Raw genomic sequence first — 13944 nt, forward strand, 5'->3', positions numbered from 1 at the left:
ACCATGGCGGACGCTGCCATGACCGCGACGTTCCTCGCCGTGATCGGCGGAGCGTCGCTGCTCGCCGTGACCGCGCGCCGGCTGCGCCCCACCGACCGGCTGCCGTCCCTGGAGGGGTGGGCGCTGGCCGACCGTTCCCTCGGCCCGGTGTGGACCTGGCTGCTGCTCGGCGGCACCATCTTCACGGCGTACACCTTCACCGCCGTGCCCGGCCTCGCGTACGGCAACGGGGCGCCCGCCTTCTTCGCGGTGCCGTACACGGTGATCGTCTGCCCGCTGGCCTTCGTGCTGCTGACCCGGCTGTGGGAGGTGGCCCGGCGCCACGGCTATGTGACGGCCGGGGACTTCGTGCGCGGCCGGTACGGTTCGGCGCCGCTCGCGCTGGTGGTGGCGCTGACCGGGATCCTCGCCACGATGCCGTATCTGGCGCTTCAGCTGCTCGGCATCCGCGCGGTGCTGACGGCCGGGGGCGTCTACCCGAAGGGCGCGGCCGGTGATCTGGTGATGGTGGCGCTGTTCGCGGGGCTCGCCGTGGCGACGTACCGGCACGGGCTGCGGGCGCCCGCCGTGATCTCGGCGCTGAAGGCGGTGGCCGTCTTCGTGTCGCTGACCGCCGTGTGCTGGCTGGTCCTGCGCCGGTTCGGCGGTCCGGGCCCGGTCTTCGACGGGGCGGCGGAGCGACTCGGCGGACCGGCCCTGCTCCTCTCCCCCGAGCAGCAGCCCGCCTACGCCACGCTCGCGCTGGGCTCGGCGCTCGCCCTGCTGATGTACCCGCACGTCCTGACCGCCGGGTTCGCCGCCGACGGCCCGCGCACCGTCCGCAAGGTCACGGTGGCCCTGCCCGCCTGGACCGGGCTGCTCGCCCTCTTCGGCTTCCTCGGCGTCGCGGCGCTCGCGACCGGGGTGCGCGCACCGGAGGGCGGCGCCGAGGCGGCCGTCCCGATGCTCGTGGACCGGCTCATGCCGGGGCCGCTGGCCGGGCTGGTGTTCGGGGCGATCACCGTGGGCGCGCTGGTCCCGGCGGCGGTGATGTCGATCGCGGCCGCCACCGGCTTCGTCCGCAATGTGTACGTGGAGTACTTCCAGCCCACCGCCACACCGAAGCGGCAGGTGCGGATCGCCAAGGCGGTGTCGCTGACCGCGAAGGTGGGGGCGGTGGCGTTCGTGTTCGGGCTGCGCGACCAGGACGCCATCAACCTCCAGCTGCTGGGCGGGGTGTGGATCCTACAGATCTTCCCGGCGGTGGCGGTCGGCCTCTTCACCGGGCGGCTGCACCCCCGGGCGCTGCTCGCCGGGTGGGCCGTCGGCATGGTGACCGGCACGTTCCTGGTGGTGCGGGAGGGGTTCTCCTCGATCGTGCTGCTGGGCGGCGGCTCACTGGAGATCTACGCCGGTCTGCTCGCCCTCCTGGTGAACCTGACCGTGGCGGTGGCCGCCACCGCGGTCCTCGAACGGCTCGGCGTCCCGCGCGGCGCCGACGCGACCGACCTACCGTCCCGCCTGACCGTCAGGCGGCGCCCCGAGACGGGAGCGAGCAACCCGTGAGACGCAGACACCACACAAGCGTGCCGGTGCCACCGCCGACGGCCCCCGCCGACGGGCCGCGGGGAGGTGGCGGACGGCCCCCGTCGGCCGTCGAACCGCTGGTGCCGCGGCCGGCGCCTCCGGGCGAGCCCCTCGCCCCCGCAGCGAGCGACCCGGTCGACGTGGAGCGCGAGGCCGGTGTCGCCCGGCTGTTCGAGCTGCACTACTCCTCGATGCTGCGGCTCGCGGTCCTGCTGGGAGCCGACGACCCCGAGAACGTGGTGGCCGAGGCGTACTACCAGATCTACCGCAAGTGGCGGCGCCTGAAGGACGCCGAGGCGGCCGAGGCGTATCTGCGCTCCACGGTCTGCAACCTCACCCGGATGCGGATACGGCACCTCCAGGTCGTCCGCAGGCACACGGAGACCCCGCCGGACGAGGCGGTCGCCTCCGCCGAGAGCACGGCCCTGCTCCACGACGACCAACGGGTGCTGATCGGCGCGCTCCAGCAGCTGCCCGCCCGGCAGCGGGAGGCGCTCGTGCTGCGCCACTGGCTGGGGCTGAAGGAGAGCGAGATCGCCGCCGCGATGGGGATCTCCTGCGGCTCGGTCAAGACCCACACCGCGCGCGGCCTCGCCGCCCTGACCCAGGCGATGGAGGCCCGGCGATGAACGACACCACCGGCAACGACACCGGCCGGGACCGCACCGAGCGGGAACTCGAGGAGGCGCTCGCCGCGCTCGCGGGCGGCGTCCACGCGGCCCCCGACGCCTACCGCACGGCCCGCGGAGACTGGCTCCGCCGCGAACGCCGCCGCCGGCTCGTCCTCGCCGTACTGATCATGGTCGTGTTCGCGCTGGCCACCCTGATCGGCCTCTGGGTCCTCAACCAGACCCCGTCGAGCCCCGGCGTGATCTTCTCGGGGGTGGGCGGCACGACGGCGGGCACCGGACCGGGCTGACCGCCGGGGGCCGACGACAGCACCGGGATCCGGCGGGACGCATTCCGCGGGACTGATCATCCCCGGCCCAGGGAACCCGGCTTCCGTGCACCCCCGAATAGAGGACTACGCGCTGATCGGTGACCACCAGACGGCCGCCCTGGTGAGCAACCGGGGCTCGATCGACTGGCTGTGCCTGCCCCGGTTCGACTCGGCGGCCTGCTTCGCCGCACTGCTGGGCACCGAGGAGAACGGCCACTGGCGGATCGCGCCGACCGGCGCCGAAACGTGTACGCGGCGCGCGTACCGCAAGGACACGCTGGTCCTGGACACCGAGTGGGAGACGGACGACGGCGCGGTCCGCGTGACCGACCTGATGCCGCAGCGCGACCGCGCCCCCGACGTCGTCCGCGTCGTCGAGGGCCTGGCGGGCCGGGTGACCGTCCGCTCCACGATCCGCCTCCGCTTCGACTACGGCTCGGCCGTCCCCTGGATGCGCCGGTCCGACGGCCACCGGGTGGCGGTCGCGGGCCCGGACGCGGTCTGGCTGCGCAGCGAGCCCGAGGTGCGCAGCTGGAGCGAGGACCGCGCCACCTACGCCGAGTTCACCGTGGAACCGGGCGAGAAAATCGCGTTCGTCCTCACCTGGCATCCCTCGCACGAGCCACGCCCCCGCCTGGTCGACCCGTACGAGTCGCTGCGCACGAGCGTGCACGACTGGCGGGCCTGGGCGGCGCACTGCCGCTACGACGGGCCGTACCGGGACGAGGTGGTCCGCTCCCTGATCACCCTCAAGGCCCTCACCTACGAACCCACCGGCGGGATCGTCGCGGCCGCCACCACCTCGCTCCCCGAGGAGATCGGCGGGGTGCGCAACTGGGACTACCGCCACTGCTGGCTGCGCGACTCCACCCTCACCCTCGGCGCCCTGCTCGCCTGCGGCTACCAGCAGGAGGCGGAGGCCTGGCGTGACTGGCTGCTGCGCGCGGTCGCCGGCGACCCGGCGGACCTGCGGATCATGTACGGCCTGGCCGGTGAACGGCGCCTGCCCGAGTTCGAACTGCCGTGGCTGACCGGCTACGCGAACTCCCGCCCCGTCCGCATCGGCAACGACGCCATCCAGCAGCGGCAGCTCGACGTGTACGGCGAGGTCATGGACTCCTTGTCCCTGTCCCGGAGTTCGGGCCTGCCCGCGAAGCCCCAGATGTGGCGGATGCAGTGCACCCTGATGGAGTACCTCCGGTCGGTGTGGCGGGAGCCCGACGAGGGGCTGTGGGAGGTGCGCGGGCCGCGCCGGCACTTCACGCACTCCAAGGTGATGTCCTGGGCGGCCGCCGACCGGGCGGTGCGCACCCTGGAGGACGAACCGGAGCTGTCCGGTGACCTCGACGGGTGGCGCGCGCTGCGGGACGAGATCCACCGCGAGGTCTGCGCCCGCGGCTACGACGCCGAACGCAACACGTTCACCCAGTCGTACGGCTCCCGTGAGCTCGACGCGTCACTGCTGCTCATCCCCCGGATGGGGTTCCTGCCGCCGGACGACCCCCGGGTCGTCGGCACCGTCGACGCGATCCGTGAGGAGCTGTGCCACGACGGGTTCGTACGCCGCTACAGCGCCGACCACCTCACCTCGACCGCGTCCGTGGACGGGCTGCCGGGCAGCGAGGGCACCTTCCTGGTGTGTTCGTTCTGGCTCGCCGACGCCCTGCATCTGACCGGCCGCACGAAGGAGGCCCGCGAGCTGTTCGAGCGGCTGCTGGGGCTCACGAACGACGTGGGGCTGCTCGCCGAGGAGTACGACCCGGTCGCGGGCCGGCAGCTGGGGAACTTCCCGCAGGCGTTCAGCCATGTCGGTCTGGTGGGCACCGCCCTCGCCCTGTTCGACGGCGACGAGGCAGGATAGGGCCATGGATCTTGGGCTGAAGGACCGTGTCTACATCGTCACCGGCGCGACCCGCGGGCTGGGCAACGCGGCGGCGCGGGAACTCGTCGCCGACGGCGCGAAGGTCGTCGTGACCGGCCGCGAGGAGGAGAGCGTGGCCGAGGCGGTGGCCGCGCTCGGGCCGAACGCGGTGGGGGTGGCCGCCGACAACGCCGACCCGGAGACCGCCGGCCGTCTCATCGCCGTCGCCCGCGAGCGGTTCGGACGGTTCGACGGCGTCCTCGTCAGCGTGGGCGGCCCCGCGCCCGGTTTCGTCGCGGACAACACGGACGAGCAGTGGACCGCCGCGTTCGAGTCGGTGTTCCTGGGCGCGGTCCGGCTGGCGCGGGCCGCCGCCGAGGAGCTGGGTGAGGGCGGTGTCATCGGGTTCGTGCTGTCCGGTTCGGTGCACGAGCCGATCCCCGGCCTGACGATCTCCAACGGTCTGCGGCCGGGGCTGGCCGGCTTCGCCAAGTCGCTCTCCGACGAGCTGGGGCCGCGCGGGATCCGGGTCGTGGGGCTGCTGCCGGCCCGGATCGACACGGACCGGGTGCGGGAGCTGGACGGGATGTCGGCCGACCCGGAGGCCACGCGCGCCGCGCACGAGTCGCGGATCCCGCTGCGGCGGTACGGGCGGCCGGAGGAGTTCGGGCGGACTGCCGCGTTCCTGCTGTCCCCGGCCGCGTCCTATCTGACGGGCCTCATGCTGCCGGTCGACGGCGGGATGCGCCACGGCTTCTGACTCCCCGTCGCGAGGTGGCGAGTCCTCAGCTCACGCGTTCCGCCCGGTGTTTGACCCCGCGCAGTCTGACCTCCGCCGGCAGCACCGCCAGGCCCGCCGAGTCCTTGGCGTGCGCCACGGCCTCGGTGGTCAGGCGGTGCAGGGTGTCGGCGGGGTGCGCGTGGGGCTGGAGGCGGGCGTGGAGCCGGGCCTCGGGGGCGCCCCGGCGGCCGGTGAGATGGGCGCGGGCCCGTTCGACGCCGTCCAGCCGGGCGGCCTCCGTGGTCAGGACGCCCTCCAGGGCGCGGCCCCGCAGCAGCGCGCCCTCGCCGTCGCCGGTGTCGACGAGGACCTCGGTGAGCCGGTGGCGGCGCAGTACGGCGGTCAGCCACCACAGGGCGAGCAGCACCAGCAGGGCGAGCACGGCGATGACGGTGGGCCACCACCAGCCCTCGTCGCGCCACCGCGTGCGTTCGGCCTGGCTGAGGAGCACGTCGTGCCGCCCGTCGTGGATCCACCAGGAGGGTGGTTCCAGACCGAGCCCGACGGCGAGCACGGCACCCCCGAGCGCGAGGAGCACCAGGCCGACGAGCCCGAGCAGCACCCTGTTCACGGTCCGCAGCATGGTGTCACCCCTTCCGGCCGGGGCGCCGTACGTGCACGGACAGGGCGGGCGGCCGGGCGAGCCCCAGGCCCCGGATGCCGTCGGCGAGCGTGGCGTCGAGGTCTTCCCGGACCTCGTCGAGTTCCCGGAAGTGGGACACCGCGCGGACGTCGACCCGCTTGCGGCCGACGCGGACCCGCACGGACTGCACTCCGGACACCTCCATGGCGCGGTCGCGCAGCACCAGCGCGGCGGCGGCCCGGTACAGACCCGCACGGACGTCGGGGTCGAGGCGGCGCATCGGCAGCACGTCCCGCAGACCGGGGGTGACGGCCAGTACGAGCAGCCAGAGGCCGAGGAGGACGGCGATCCCGGCGCCGGTCAGCACCCAGACGTCGTCGAGGGGGCGTTCGGCGAGTTCCCTGGCCAGGGAGCGGCGCCAGGCCATGGCCGGCCGGTCGGCGCGGACGGCGGCGACGTCGTACAGCAGGAGGCCCGCGCCCGCGAGGAGCAGCAGGGCGAGGATGCCGGCGGGGACGCGGCGCGCGGACCAGAAGCGCCGCTCGCCCCCGTGCCCGTCGTCGACGGCGGGCGGCGGGTCGTAGGCGGCGGCCGACGCGGACTGGTCCGGCCCGTCCGGCCCCTGGCCGGGGGATGTCTCGTCGGTCTTCTCGATGACCGGCAGGCGTTGCGTGCCGCCGTCGGAGCTCTGGGGTTCGCTCATCGCGTCCTCCCCTGTGCCGCGTCGTGTGCGTGCGCCAGGTGCAGCCGTTCGACCTGGACGGCCACGTCCGATACGTGCATTCCCGCCAACGTCCCTACCCGCTCCATGACGCGGCGACGCACCGCAGCGCATTGGCCACCGATGTCGGAGGGGTAAGGGAGTTCGAGGGCGACGCGGACGCGCGCGGTCTCACGATGGACGGCGACCGTCGCGTTGGGGGGCGCGGAGTCCGGCGGCGGTGCTCCCAATGCCTCGCGCGCCGCCTGGCCGGCGATCTTCGCGACGACGCGGTCGGCGATGCGGGTCGCGCCGCGTTCCGCGGGCGCGACGGACCGCGTCCCCGTGGCGCGGCCGCTGTCGGCGAGGGTCATCGGCGTCGGTCGTCACGAGGACGGAGGCGGTCGTCACGGGCACGGAAGAGGTCGCCGAGGTCCAGGTCCCCCTCCAGGAACCGGCCGACGACGAAACCGACGGCGCCCAGCGCCGCCACCAGCAGGAAGGCACCGAATCCGCCGAAGTACCCGGCGAAGGCCAGTGCCATCCCGGCGATCATGCCGATCACGGCCAGACTCATGCTGTGCTCCTAGGGGGGTCGGGCGCTCCTGTCATTGCAGCCGGGTCTCCGACTCCTCCTCCTCGTCATCCGGCAGCTTCACGTCACTGACGGCGATGTTGACCTCGACGACCTCCAGGCCCGTCATCCGCTCGACGGCGGCGACGACGTTCTCGCGCACAGCGCGGGTGACGTCGGAGATGGACACGCCGTAGTCGACGACGATCTCCAGGTCCAGCGCGGTCTGCACCTCGCCGACCTCGGCGTTCACTCCTCGCGTGACGGCCTTCGAGCCGCCGGGCACCCGGTCGCGGACGGCGCCGAAGGTCCGGGACAGCCCGCTGCCCATGGTGTGCACACCGAGTACGTCGCGTGCCGCGAGCCCGGCGATCTTCTCGACCACACCGTCGGCGATGGTCGTACGCCCCCGGGTCGCAGGATCGCCGCCACCGCGCCGGACGGCCTTGCGGCCACCGGTCTGTCCGGGCGTCGGGTCCTTGGTGGTGTCGAGGCCCTCCGTCCGGTTCCGCTCCGTCATGTCGCTCATGGCGCACATTCCTTCCCGTTGTCCTCCTTTGCCCACATTAAGCCGGGTTGCGGCACCTTGCGTCGGGGATGGGGCAGTCTGGAGGAATGACGGCGGACGGCTGGACCAACGCGGTACGACAGCAACTGGGCCTCGGCCGGGTGCTCCCCCTGGGCGGCCCGCACGACGGCGCGTGGATCACGGAGGCGGCGGCCGAAGCGGTGCTGCGGCGCGCGACGGCCTCGATGCGCGGGGTGCGCCTGGGAACCCTGCGGATCGGGCTCGCCGAGTCGGCCGACGTGGAGGCCCCGGCTGTTCCGGCTCCTCCCAGCGCCCTCCCGCCGGGCCCCTTGCGGGTCACCGCGGACTTCCTCGCCTCGGCGGTACCGCCGACCGAGCCGTTCCCCGCGACGGCGGCCCGACTGCGGGCGGGCCTCGCCGAGGCCGCGGCGGAACGGCTGGGTCTCGCGGTGGCGGAGATCGATCTGCGGATGACGGATCTGCTGGGGGCCGACGAGCCCGGCGGCCCGCTCCTGTCAGCCGCCCCCGCGACGACTGCGCCGTCCGGGGACCGCGCTCCCGCCCGGCCGGTTCGGCCGGTTCCACAGGGGGACGGCGAGGAGTCCCGGGTGACCGCCGCGGCACTGGGCGTTCCCGGCGTGAGCCGTCTGACCGGTGCCCTCGGCGGTCCGGGGCGCGCGGTCCACATCGACACGGGGCCCGCGCTGCCCCGCCGTCATGTCCGCGTCGAACTGGCAGTGACGGAGGGCAGAAGGGCCGTGGACGTGGCACGTGAGGTCCGCGCGACGGTGGGCGGGACACTCCCCGACCACCCGTCGGTGGCGGTCCTCGTCACGGCGGTCGAGTGAGTAGCCCTTTTCGGCGGCTCGGTCGGCCGTCGCTTCGGCGCGTGGGGCGCCGTTACTCCGAGACGCCGGCGAGGTCCCGCAGGCGGCGGGCCTGGGCGGCGCGCTCCGCGGCGCGCTGCTCGTCGTAGTCCCGGCCGTCGGCGCCGCGCAGCAGCGCCTTGGTCTCGACGACCGCGTCGCGCGGCGCGGCGAGAAGCGCGGCGACCAGGTCGTGGACCGCGTCGTCCAGTTGGCCGACGGGCACGGCGAGGTTGGCCAGGCCGATGCGCTGGGCCTCCTCCGCCTGGACGAAGCGTCCGGTGAGGCAGATCTCCAGGGCGCGGCCGTAGCCGACGAGGCTCACCAGCGGATGCGTGCCGGTGAGGTCGGGCACGAGGCCCAGGCTGGTCTCGAGCATGGCGAACTGCACGTCGTCCGCGACGACGCGCAGGTCACAGGCGAGCGCGAGCTGGAAACCCGCTCCGACGGCATGTCCTTGTACGGCGGCGACGGACACGATGTCGTTCCGCCGCCACCAGGTGAACGCCTCCTGGTATTCGGCGATGGTCGCGTCGAGCGCGGCGTCGTCACGACGCGCGAGGTCGATGAACGACGGTTCGCCCTCGATGCCCTCGGGCGTGAACATCTGCCGGTCGAGCCCGGCGGAGAACGACTTGCCCTCGGCACGCAGCACGACGACCCGGACGGAGCCCGGCACCGACCGCCCGGCCTCGGCGAGCGCCCGCCACAGAGCGGGGCTCTGCGCGTTGCGCTTGGCCGGGTTGGTCAGGGTCACCGTGGCGATCGCGTCGTCGACGGTGAGCCGTACGCCGTCCTTGTCGAGCAGCGGGTCGAGCGAAGCCATGGGGCGCCTCCGATGGGTGCGGTCAGCAGAGCAGAGCTAAGTGACTGCACAGTAACCACCCGGTCGATCGGACGACCGACCGGGTGGCCACCATCGAAGCCGATGGGCCGCCCGGCGTCAGGCCGACGCGGCCTTCTTGCCGCGCGTCGCGCCGCCACGCCCTCGAAGCGTGACGCCCGACTCGCTGAGCATCCGGTGTACGAAGCCATACGAGCGGCCGGTTTCCTCGGCCAGCGCCCGAATGCTCGCACCGGAGTCGTACTTCTTCTTCAGGTCTGCCGCGAGCTTGTCGCGCGCGGCGCCGGTAACCCGGCTGCCCTTCTTCAGAGTCTCGGCCACCCGGTCCTCCTCATGGGAAGTGCGCTCTGGTCTCCTCATGATCACCCCTCTGGCGCGTGATGGCCACCCATTCGGCAAGGTCCGTGGGACAAGCTTGTGACGACAGGAGCACGTCCCCACGAGCGGAACCTGTCATTCCGTACGGGCTTGTCCGTACGGCCGAACGAGTGGATTCACGAAGCGGCAGGTCAGAGACGCGTGACGGCCGAGCCCTGCGCACAGCGGGGCTCGGCCGCGACATTCGTGTACGACACACCTCGGTACGAGGAGATCTCACACAGATGATGGATCACCGATGGGCCGAATGATCCATAGGCCGTTGATCAACGGTTCGGCCGGACCTTCGGCGCCACGCACCGGTCAGGCGAGTGCCACCAGGTCCGCGTAGTCGGCACCCCACAGGTCCTCGACACCGTCCGGCAGGAGGATGATCCGCTCCGGCTGGAGCGCCTCCACCGCGCCCTCGTCGTGGGTGACGAGGACCACCGCGCCCTTGTAGGTGCGCAGCGCCCCGAGGATCTCCTCGCGACTGGCGGGGTCGAGGTTGTTGGTGGGCTCGTCGAGCAGCAGGACGTTCGCCGACGACACCACCAGGGTGGCGAGGGCGAGGCGGGTCTTCTCGCCGCCGGAGAGGACACCGGCGGGCTTGTCGACGTCGTCGCCGGAGAACAGGAACGAGCCGAGCACCTTGCGGACCTCGACGAGGTCCATGTCGGGGGCGGCGGAGCGCATGTTCTCCAGGACCGTGCGGTCCGGGTCGAGGGTCTCGTGCTCCTGGGCGTAGTACCCGAGCTTGAGGCCGTGGCCCTCGATGACCTCACCGGTGTCGGGCTTCTCCACGCCGCCGAGCAGACGCAGCAGTGTGGTCTTGCCGGCGCCGTTGAGGCCGAGGATGACGACGCGGGAGCCCTTGTCGATGGCGAGGTCGACGTCGGTGAAGATCTCCAGCGAGCCGTACGACTTCGACAGGCCCTCGGCGGTGAGCGGGGTCTTGCCACAGGGCGCGGGCTCGGGGAAGCGGAGCTTGGCGACCTTGTCCTGCATCCGTACGGCTTCGAGGCCGGCGAGGAGCTTGTCGGCCCGCTTGGCCATGTTCTGCGCGGCGACGGTCTTGGTCGCCTTCGCGCGCATCTTGTCGGCCTGCGAGTGCAGGGCGGCGGCCTTCTTCTCGGCGTTGGCGCGTTCGCGCTTGCGGCGCTTCTCGTCGGCCTCGCGCTGCTGCTGGTAGAGCTTCCAGCCCATGTTGTAGACGTCGATCTGGGCGCGGTTGGCGTCCAGGTAGAACACCTTGTTCACGACGGTCTCGACCAGGTCGACGTCGTGGCTGATGACGATGAAACCGCCGCGGTAGCTCTTGAGGTAGTCCCGCAGCCAGACGATCGAATCGGCGTCGAGGTGGTTGGTCGGCTCGTCGAGCAGCAGGGTGTCCGCGTCGGAGAACAGGATGCGGGCCAGCTCGATACGGCGGCGCTGACCGCCGGAGAGGGTGTGCAGGGGCTGGCCCAGCACCCGGTCGGGCAGGTTGAGCGCGGCGGCGATGGTGGCGGCCTCGGCCTCGGCGGCGTACCCGCCCTTGGTGAGGAACTCCGTCTCCTGGCGTTCGTACTGCTTGAGGGCCTTCTCGCGGGTGGAGCCCTTGCCGCTGGCGATGCGCTGCTCGTTGTCCCGCATCTTGCGGATCAGGACGTCGAGGCCGCGGGCGGACAGGATGCGGTCGCGGGCCAGGATGTCGAGGTCGCCGGTGCGGGGGTCCTGCGGGAGGTAGCCGACCTCGCCGGAGCGGGTGACGGTGCCGGCGGCGGGGATGCCGTCACCGGCGAGGACCTTGGTGAGGGTGGTCTTGCCGGCGCCGTTGCGGCCGACCAGGCCGATGCGGTCACCCTTGGCGACGCGGAAGGTGGCGGACTCGATGAGGACGCGGGCACCGGCGCGCAGCTCGATACCGGAGGCGGAGATCACGGACAGACTCCAGGGCGGACTTGGGGTGGCGGGTGGGCGGCTGAGGACGTTCCCGCCGTCTAATGCGCGAGGAGAATGGCCATGGGCCGATTCTAACGGGGGCCGGCAAGCGGTTTTCCGCCCGCGTCCCGAGGGATCACGTGGTCTCGGTCACCGCCCGCGCCCGGTCGCCGCCGCCCGGCGGCCGCCCGACAGCCCTCGTCCGGCGGGGCGTTGTCGGTGCCGGGTGCGAAACTGGGCAGCGGTGTGCGTTCCGGGCGACAGAGAGGTCGTGATCGGTATGGCGGGCAAGAGCGAGGGACGTCCCAGCATCTGTCCGACACTGCTGTACACGGACGCGAAGGCGGCCGTCGCGCAGCTCACGGCGGGGCTGGGCTTCACGGAACTGTCGGTGTACGAGGGCGAGGACGGCACGGTCCACCACGCCGAGCTGGCACAGGGCGACGGTGTGGTGATGCTCGGCTCCCGGGGCACCGGCAGCGCCTTCGACGCGGCGATGAAGGGCGCGGGCCCCGCCGGGGTCTACGTGGTGGTGGACGACGTGGACGCCCACCACCGCCGGGCCGTGGAGCACGGGGTGGAGATCCTCATGCCCCCGACGGACCAGGACTACGGCTCACGGGACTACATGGCCCGGGACATCGAGGGCAACGTGTGGAGCTTCGGCACGTACGCCCCCGAACTGGGCGGCTGACACCCGGCCGGGCCGGGTGGGGTGTCGCGCTCCGCGCCGGCTCGGCCGCCTCCGAACCCGGCTCGGATGTCCGCATCGGCCCCGGCCCGGACGGCCGCGGCTGAGCCGACGCGGGCCTGGCCTCCGCTCGGCGCACCTCGGCCCCGGCGTCGGCGCAGCCGTCGTTCGGGCCTTGCCGAGCGACCTCCGCCCCGTTCTCCGCTCGGCGACTTCGGCTTCGCCCCCGCGCCGTCGTTCGGACCCGGCCCCGGCTCAGCTGCCTCCGGTGTGTACCTGGAAGGCGGCGCGGCGGACGGCCTTGGCGAGGGCCGGGTCGGGGTGGGCCGCGGCGAGCGCGACCAGCACCTGGACGGTGCGCGGGTGGCCGACCGCGCGGACCTCGTCCAGCAGGGCGGGGACCGTGGCCTGCACGGCGGACTCCAGGTGCCGGACGAGCAGCGGGGCCTCGCCGTGGTCGGCGACGGCGGCCGCGGTGTCCACCCAGAGCCAGGTCGCCTCCGCGCGGGTGAGCACCTCGTGGGCGTCCTCGGGGTCGGCGCCGTCGTGCTCGGCGAGCCAGAGCAGGGCGTACGGCCGCAGCGGTGTCTCGTCGGCGACGGTGCGCACATCGGGCTCGGCGGGGGCGCCCACGACGCGCAGCGCCTCGAAGGCGAGGCCCCGGATGAGGGCGTCCTCGCCCCGGGCGGCGTCGATGAGTTCGGTGACGGCGGCGCCGACCGTGCGCGCGGCGAGCCAGGCGCGGTACTCGGCGCGGGCCGCGTTCGGGCGGAGCTGGGCGCAGCCGCGGAGCATGTCCTCGGCGGAGACCTCGATGTTCCCGGCGGGGCTCTGCGCGGCGACGCAGATCTGCTCCAGCTTCACCCACACCGCCCAGCTGCCGAGCGGGGTGAGCGTCGCCTGCCCGTCGCCGTAGGTGAGGGCGCCGACGGAGGCGATGGCCCGCAGCGCCCAGTCGAGGAGCGGGGCGAGCGGGGTGTCCTCGACACCGGCCTCCGCGGCGGGCTCGGCACCCGGCTCCGGCTGCGGTCCGTAGGGGATCTCGCAGCGCTCGGTGCGCAGTTCCGTGACTCTCTGCTCCAGGAGGTCGAGGAGCTGCTCCACGGGGACGGGCCCGGCGGAGAGCATGAGGAACGACAGCACCTGCGGCATCGCCGACACGACCTCGGCGACGGCGGCGGGCGCACGGACTCCGGGCTCGGGGTGGGCGAGGGACCAGGCGTCGAAGAGGGCCACCCAGCCGCGCAGTACGGCACTGTCGTCGCGGTGCCAGGCGCGCAGCCGCCAGCCGGGGCGGGCGCTGTCGCCGTGCACTTCGACGAGACCGGCCAGGCGTGCCGTGTCCCAGTCGTGGCGTACCTGATCCGGGGTCAGCCCGAGGTCGGCTGCGGCCCGTTCGGCGGTCGCGTCGGAGAGAGTGCCCTTGCCGTCGGAGCCGGCGCCCTCGCGGCCGGGGCGCAGGGCCGCGTCGGCCCAGCGGGCGACACGGGCCGCGTCCGCCAGGACGGTGCGGGCCATCCGGGCCAGTTCCGCGGGCGGCGGGGTGCCCTCCGGGGGCCGGGGGGCCGGTCGGCGGCGCTGGGTCACTGCTGCTCGGGGAGCGGCGGCCAGGGTTCGCGGGCTGACGAGTCGGAGCCTGGAGTCGCGCGGATTACGGGACGTCACGGGGGCAGTCTTCCGGTTGACGGTCCGAAAACCCAAACGGAATGTCACAGCGGGCGACAGGGGT

At 73.3% G+C, this 13944-nt stretch carries 16 protein-coding genes; 7 read left to right on the top strand and 9 right to left on the bottom strand.

The genetic code is table 11. The features are described from left to right. Window positions 1-3: 3 nt before the first annotated feature. From SMA5143A_RS06595 to SMA5143A_RS06615, 5 genes are all read left to right on the top strand, one after another. The gene (locus SMA5143A_RS06595; RefSeq protein WP_107461983.1) at window positions 4-1545 is read left to right on the top strand and encodes a sodium:solute symporter family protein; all 1542 of its coding nucleotides are present in this window, start codon (window positions 4-6) and stop codon (window positions 1543-1545) included. Beyond that, window positions 1542-2195 carry a SigE family RNA polymerase sigma factor gene (locus SMA5143A_RS06600; RefSeq protein WP_375136464.1) on the top strand — a complete coding sequence of 218 codons (654 nt, stop codon included), beginning with the start codon at window positions 1542-1544 and terminating at the stop codon, window positions 2193-2195. The genes SMA5143A_RS06595 and SMA5143A_RS06600 overlap by 4 nt, the downstream gene beginning before the upstream one ends. After that, a complete protein-coding gene (locus tag SMA5143A_RS06605) occupies window positions 2192-2485 on the top strand; it encodes a hypothetical protein (RefSeq protein ID WP_055712401.1) in 294 nt (97 codons plus the stop codon). The genes SMA5143A_RS06600 and SMA5143A_RS06605 overlap by 4 nt, the downstream gene beginning before the upstream one ends. Before the next feature lie 85 nt (window positions 2486-2570). Continuing rightward, the gene (locus tag SMA5143A_RS06610; RefSeq protein ID WP_107461984.1) at window positions 2571-4367 is read left to right on the top strand and encodes a glycoside hydrolase family 15 protein; all 1797 of its coding nucleotides are present in this window, start codon (window positions 2571-2573) and stop codon (window positions 4365-4367) included. 4 nt (window positions 4368-4371) lie between these two features. Beyond that, window positions 4372-5127, top strand: a complete 756-nt coding sequence (locus SMA5143A_RS06615) for an SDR family oxidoreductase (protein ID WP_055518372.1) — start codon at window positions 4372-4374, stop codon at window positions 5125-5127. Window positions 5128-5152: 25 nt separating this feature from the next. Here the strand turns inward: SMA5143A_RS06615 and amaP are convergent, their stop codons facing one another. The 5 genes from amaP to SMA5143A_RS06640 are packed head-to-tail and all read right to left on the bottom strand — an operon-like array spanning window position 5153 to window position 7534. Further along, window positions 5153-5731, bottom strand: coding sequence for an alkaline shock response membrane anchor protein AmaP (amaP, locus tag SMA5143A_RS06620; protein ID WP_107461985.1), 579 nt, complete (start codon window positions 5729-5731; stop codon window positions 5153-5155). Between the two features lie 4 nt (window positions 5732-5735). After that, on the bottom strand, window positions 5736-6434 hold the full coding sequence (locus SMA5143A_RS06625; protein ID WP_107461986.1) for a DUF6286 domain-containing protein: 699 nt from the start codon (window positions 6432-6434) through the stop codon (window positions 5736-5738). Beyond that, a complete protein-coding gene (locus SMA5143A_RS06630; protein WP_107461987.1) occupies window positions 6431-6805 on the bottom strand; it encodes an Asp23/Gls24 family envelope stress response protein in 375 nt (124 codons plus the stop codon). Before SMA5143A_RS06630 ends, SMA5143A_RS06625 begins: the two co-directional genes overlap by 4 nt. Beyond that, entirely contained in the window at window positions 6802-7008 is a 207-nt protein-coding gene (locus SMA5143A_RS06635) for a hypothetical protein (protein WP_107461988.1), read from the bottom strand. Before SMA5143A_RS06635 ends, SMA5143A_RS06630 begins: the two co-directional genes overlap by 4 nt. A 31-nt stretch (window positions 7009-7039) precedes the next feature. Then, window positions 7040-7534: an Asp23/Gls24 family envelope stress response protein gene (locus SMA5143A_RS06640; RefSeq protein ID WP_107461989.1), complete on the bottom strand. Its 495-nt coding sequence runs from the start codon at window positions 7532-7534 to the stop codon at window positions 7040-7042. 86 nt (window positions 7535-7620) lie between these two features. On the opposite strand from SMA5143A_RS06640, the gene SMA5143A_RS06645 reads away from it, so the two are divergent. Further along, window positions 7621-8382: a nucleopolyhedrovirus P10 family protein gene (locus tag SMA5143A_RS06645; RefSeq protein WP_107461990.1), complete on the top strand. Its 762-nt coding sequence runs from the start codon at window positions 7621-7623 to the stop codon at window positions 8380-8382. 52 nt (window positions 8383-8434) lie between these two features. Here SMA5143A_RS06645 and SMA5143A_RS06650 read toward each other — a convergent pair whose 3' ends face one another. From SMA5143A_RS06650 to SMA5143A_RS06660, 3 genes are all read right to left on the bottom strand, one after another. After that, window positions 8435-9226, bottom strand: a complete 792-nt coding sequence (locus tag SMA5143A_RS06650; RefSeq protein WP_107461991.1) for an enoyl-CoA hydratase/isomerase family protein — start codon at window positions 9224-9226, stop codon at window positions 8435-8437. Window positions 9227-9343: 117 nt separating this feature from the next. Beyond that, window positions 9344-9565: a helix-turn-helix domain-containing protein gene (locus SMA5143A_RS06655; protein ID WP_006123601.1), complete on the bottom strand. Its 222-nt coding sequence runs from the start codon at window positions 9563-9565 to the stop codon at window positions 9344-9346. 360 nt (window positions 9566-9925) lie between these two features. Next, a complete protein-coding gene (locus tag SMA5143A_RS06660) occupies window positions 9926-11524 on the bottom strand; it encodes an ABC-F family ATP-binding cassette domain-containing protein (RefSeq protein WP_055540855.1) in 1599 nt (532 codons plus the stop codon). A gap of 280 nt (window positions 11525-11804) precedes the next feature. Here SMA5143A_RS06660 and SMA5143A_RS06665 point away from each other — a divergent pair, with 280 nt between their 5' ends. After that, window positions 11805-12218 (top strand): VOC family protein, encoded by a 414-nt coding sequence (locus SMA5143A_RS06665; RefSeq protein WP_099968682.1) that lies wholly within the window; start codon window positions 11805-11807, stop codon window positions 12216-12218. 252 nt (window positions 12219-12470) lie between these two features. Here SMA5143A_RS06665 and SMA5143A_RS06670 read toward each other — a convergent pair whose 3' ends face one another. Further along, the gene (locus SMA5143A_RS06670) at window positions 12471-13880 is read right to left on the bottom strand and encodes a hypothetical protein (RefSeq protein WP_181361763.1); all 1410 of its coding nucleotides are present in this window, start codon (window positions 13878-13880) and stop codon (window positions 12471-12473) included. Between the last annotated feature and the right edge of the window lie 64 nt (window positions 13881-13944).

Source organism: Streptomyces sp. MA5143a (genome assembly GCF_900290235.1).
Lineage (GTDB): Bacteria > Actinomycetota > Actinomycetes > Streptomycetales > Streptomycetaceae > Streptomyces.

What these genes read in the sequence shown, in the direction of transcription:
- SMA5143A_RS06595 (WP_107461983.1), top strand. Translation starts at nt 4, where the DNA reads ATGGCGGACGCTGCCATGACCGCGACGTTCCTCGCCGTGATCGGCGGA.
- SMA5143A_RS06605 (WP_055712401.1), top strand. Translation starts at nt 2,192, where the DNA reads ATGAACGACACCACCGGCAACGACACCGGCCGGGACCGCACCGAGCGG.
- SMA5143A_RS06615 (WP_055518372.1), top strand. Translation starts at nt 4,372, where the DNA reads ATGGATCTTGGGCTGAAGGACCGTGTCTACATCGTCACCGGCGCGACC.
- amaP (WP_107461985.1), bottom strand. Translation starts at nt 5,731, where the DNA reads ATGCTGCGGACCGTGAACAGGGTGCTGCTCGGGCTCGTCGGCCTGGTG.
- SMA5143A_RS06625 (WP_107461986.1), bottom strand. Translation starts at nt 6,434, where the DNA reads ATGAGCGAACCCCAGAGCTCCGACGGCGGCACGCAACGCCTGCCGGTC.
- SMA5143A_RS06630 (WP_107461987.1), bottom strand. Translation starts at nt 6,805, where the DNA reads ATGACCCTCGCCGACAGCGGCCGCGCCACGGGGACGCGGTCCGTCGCG.
- SMA5143A_RS06635 (WP_107461988.1), bottom strand. Translation starts at nt 7,008, where the DNA reads ATGAGTCTGGCCGTGATCGGCATGATCGCCGGGATGGCACTGGCCTTC.
- SMA5143A_RS06640 (WP_107461989.1), bottom strand. Translation starts at nt 7,534, where the DNA reads ATGAGCGACATGACGGAGCGGAACCGGACGGAGGGCCTCGACACCACC.
- SMA5143A_RS06645 (WP_107461990.1), top strand. Translation starts at nt 7,621, where the DNA reads ATGACGGCGGACGGCTGGACCAACGCGGTACGACAGCAACTGGGCCTC.
- SMA5143A_RS06650 (WP_107461991.1), bottom strand. Translation starts at nt 9,226, where the DNA reads ATGGCTTCGCTCGACCCGCTGCTCGACAAGGACGGCGTACGGCTCACC.
- SMA5143A_RS06665 (WP_099968682.1), top strand. Translation starts at nt 11,805, where the DNA reads ATGGCGGGCAAGAGCGAGGGACGTCCCAGCATCTGTCCGACACTGCTG.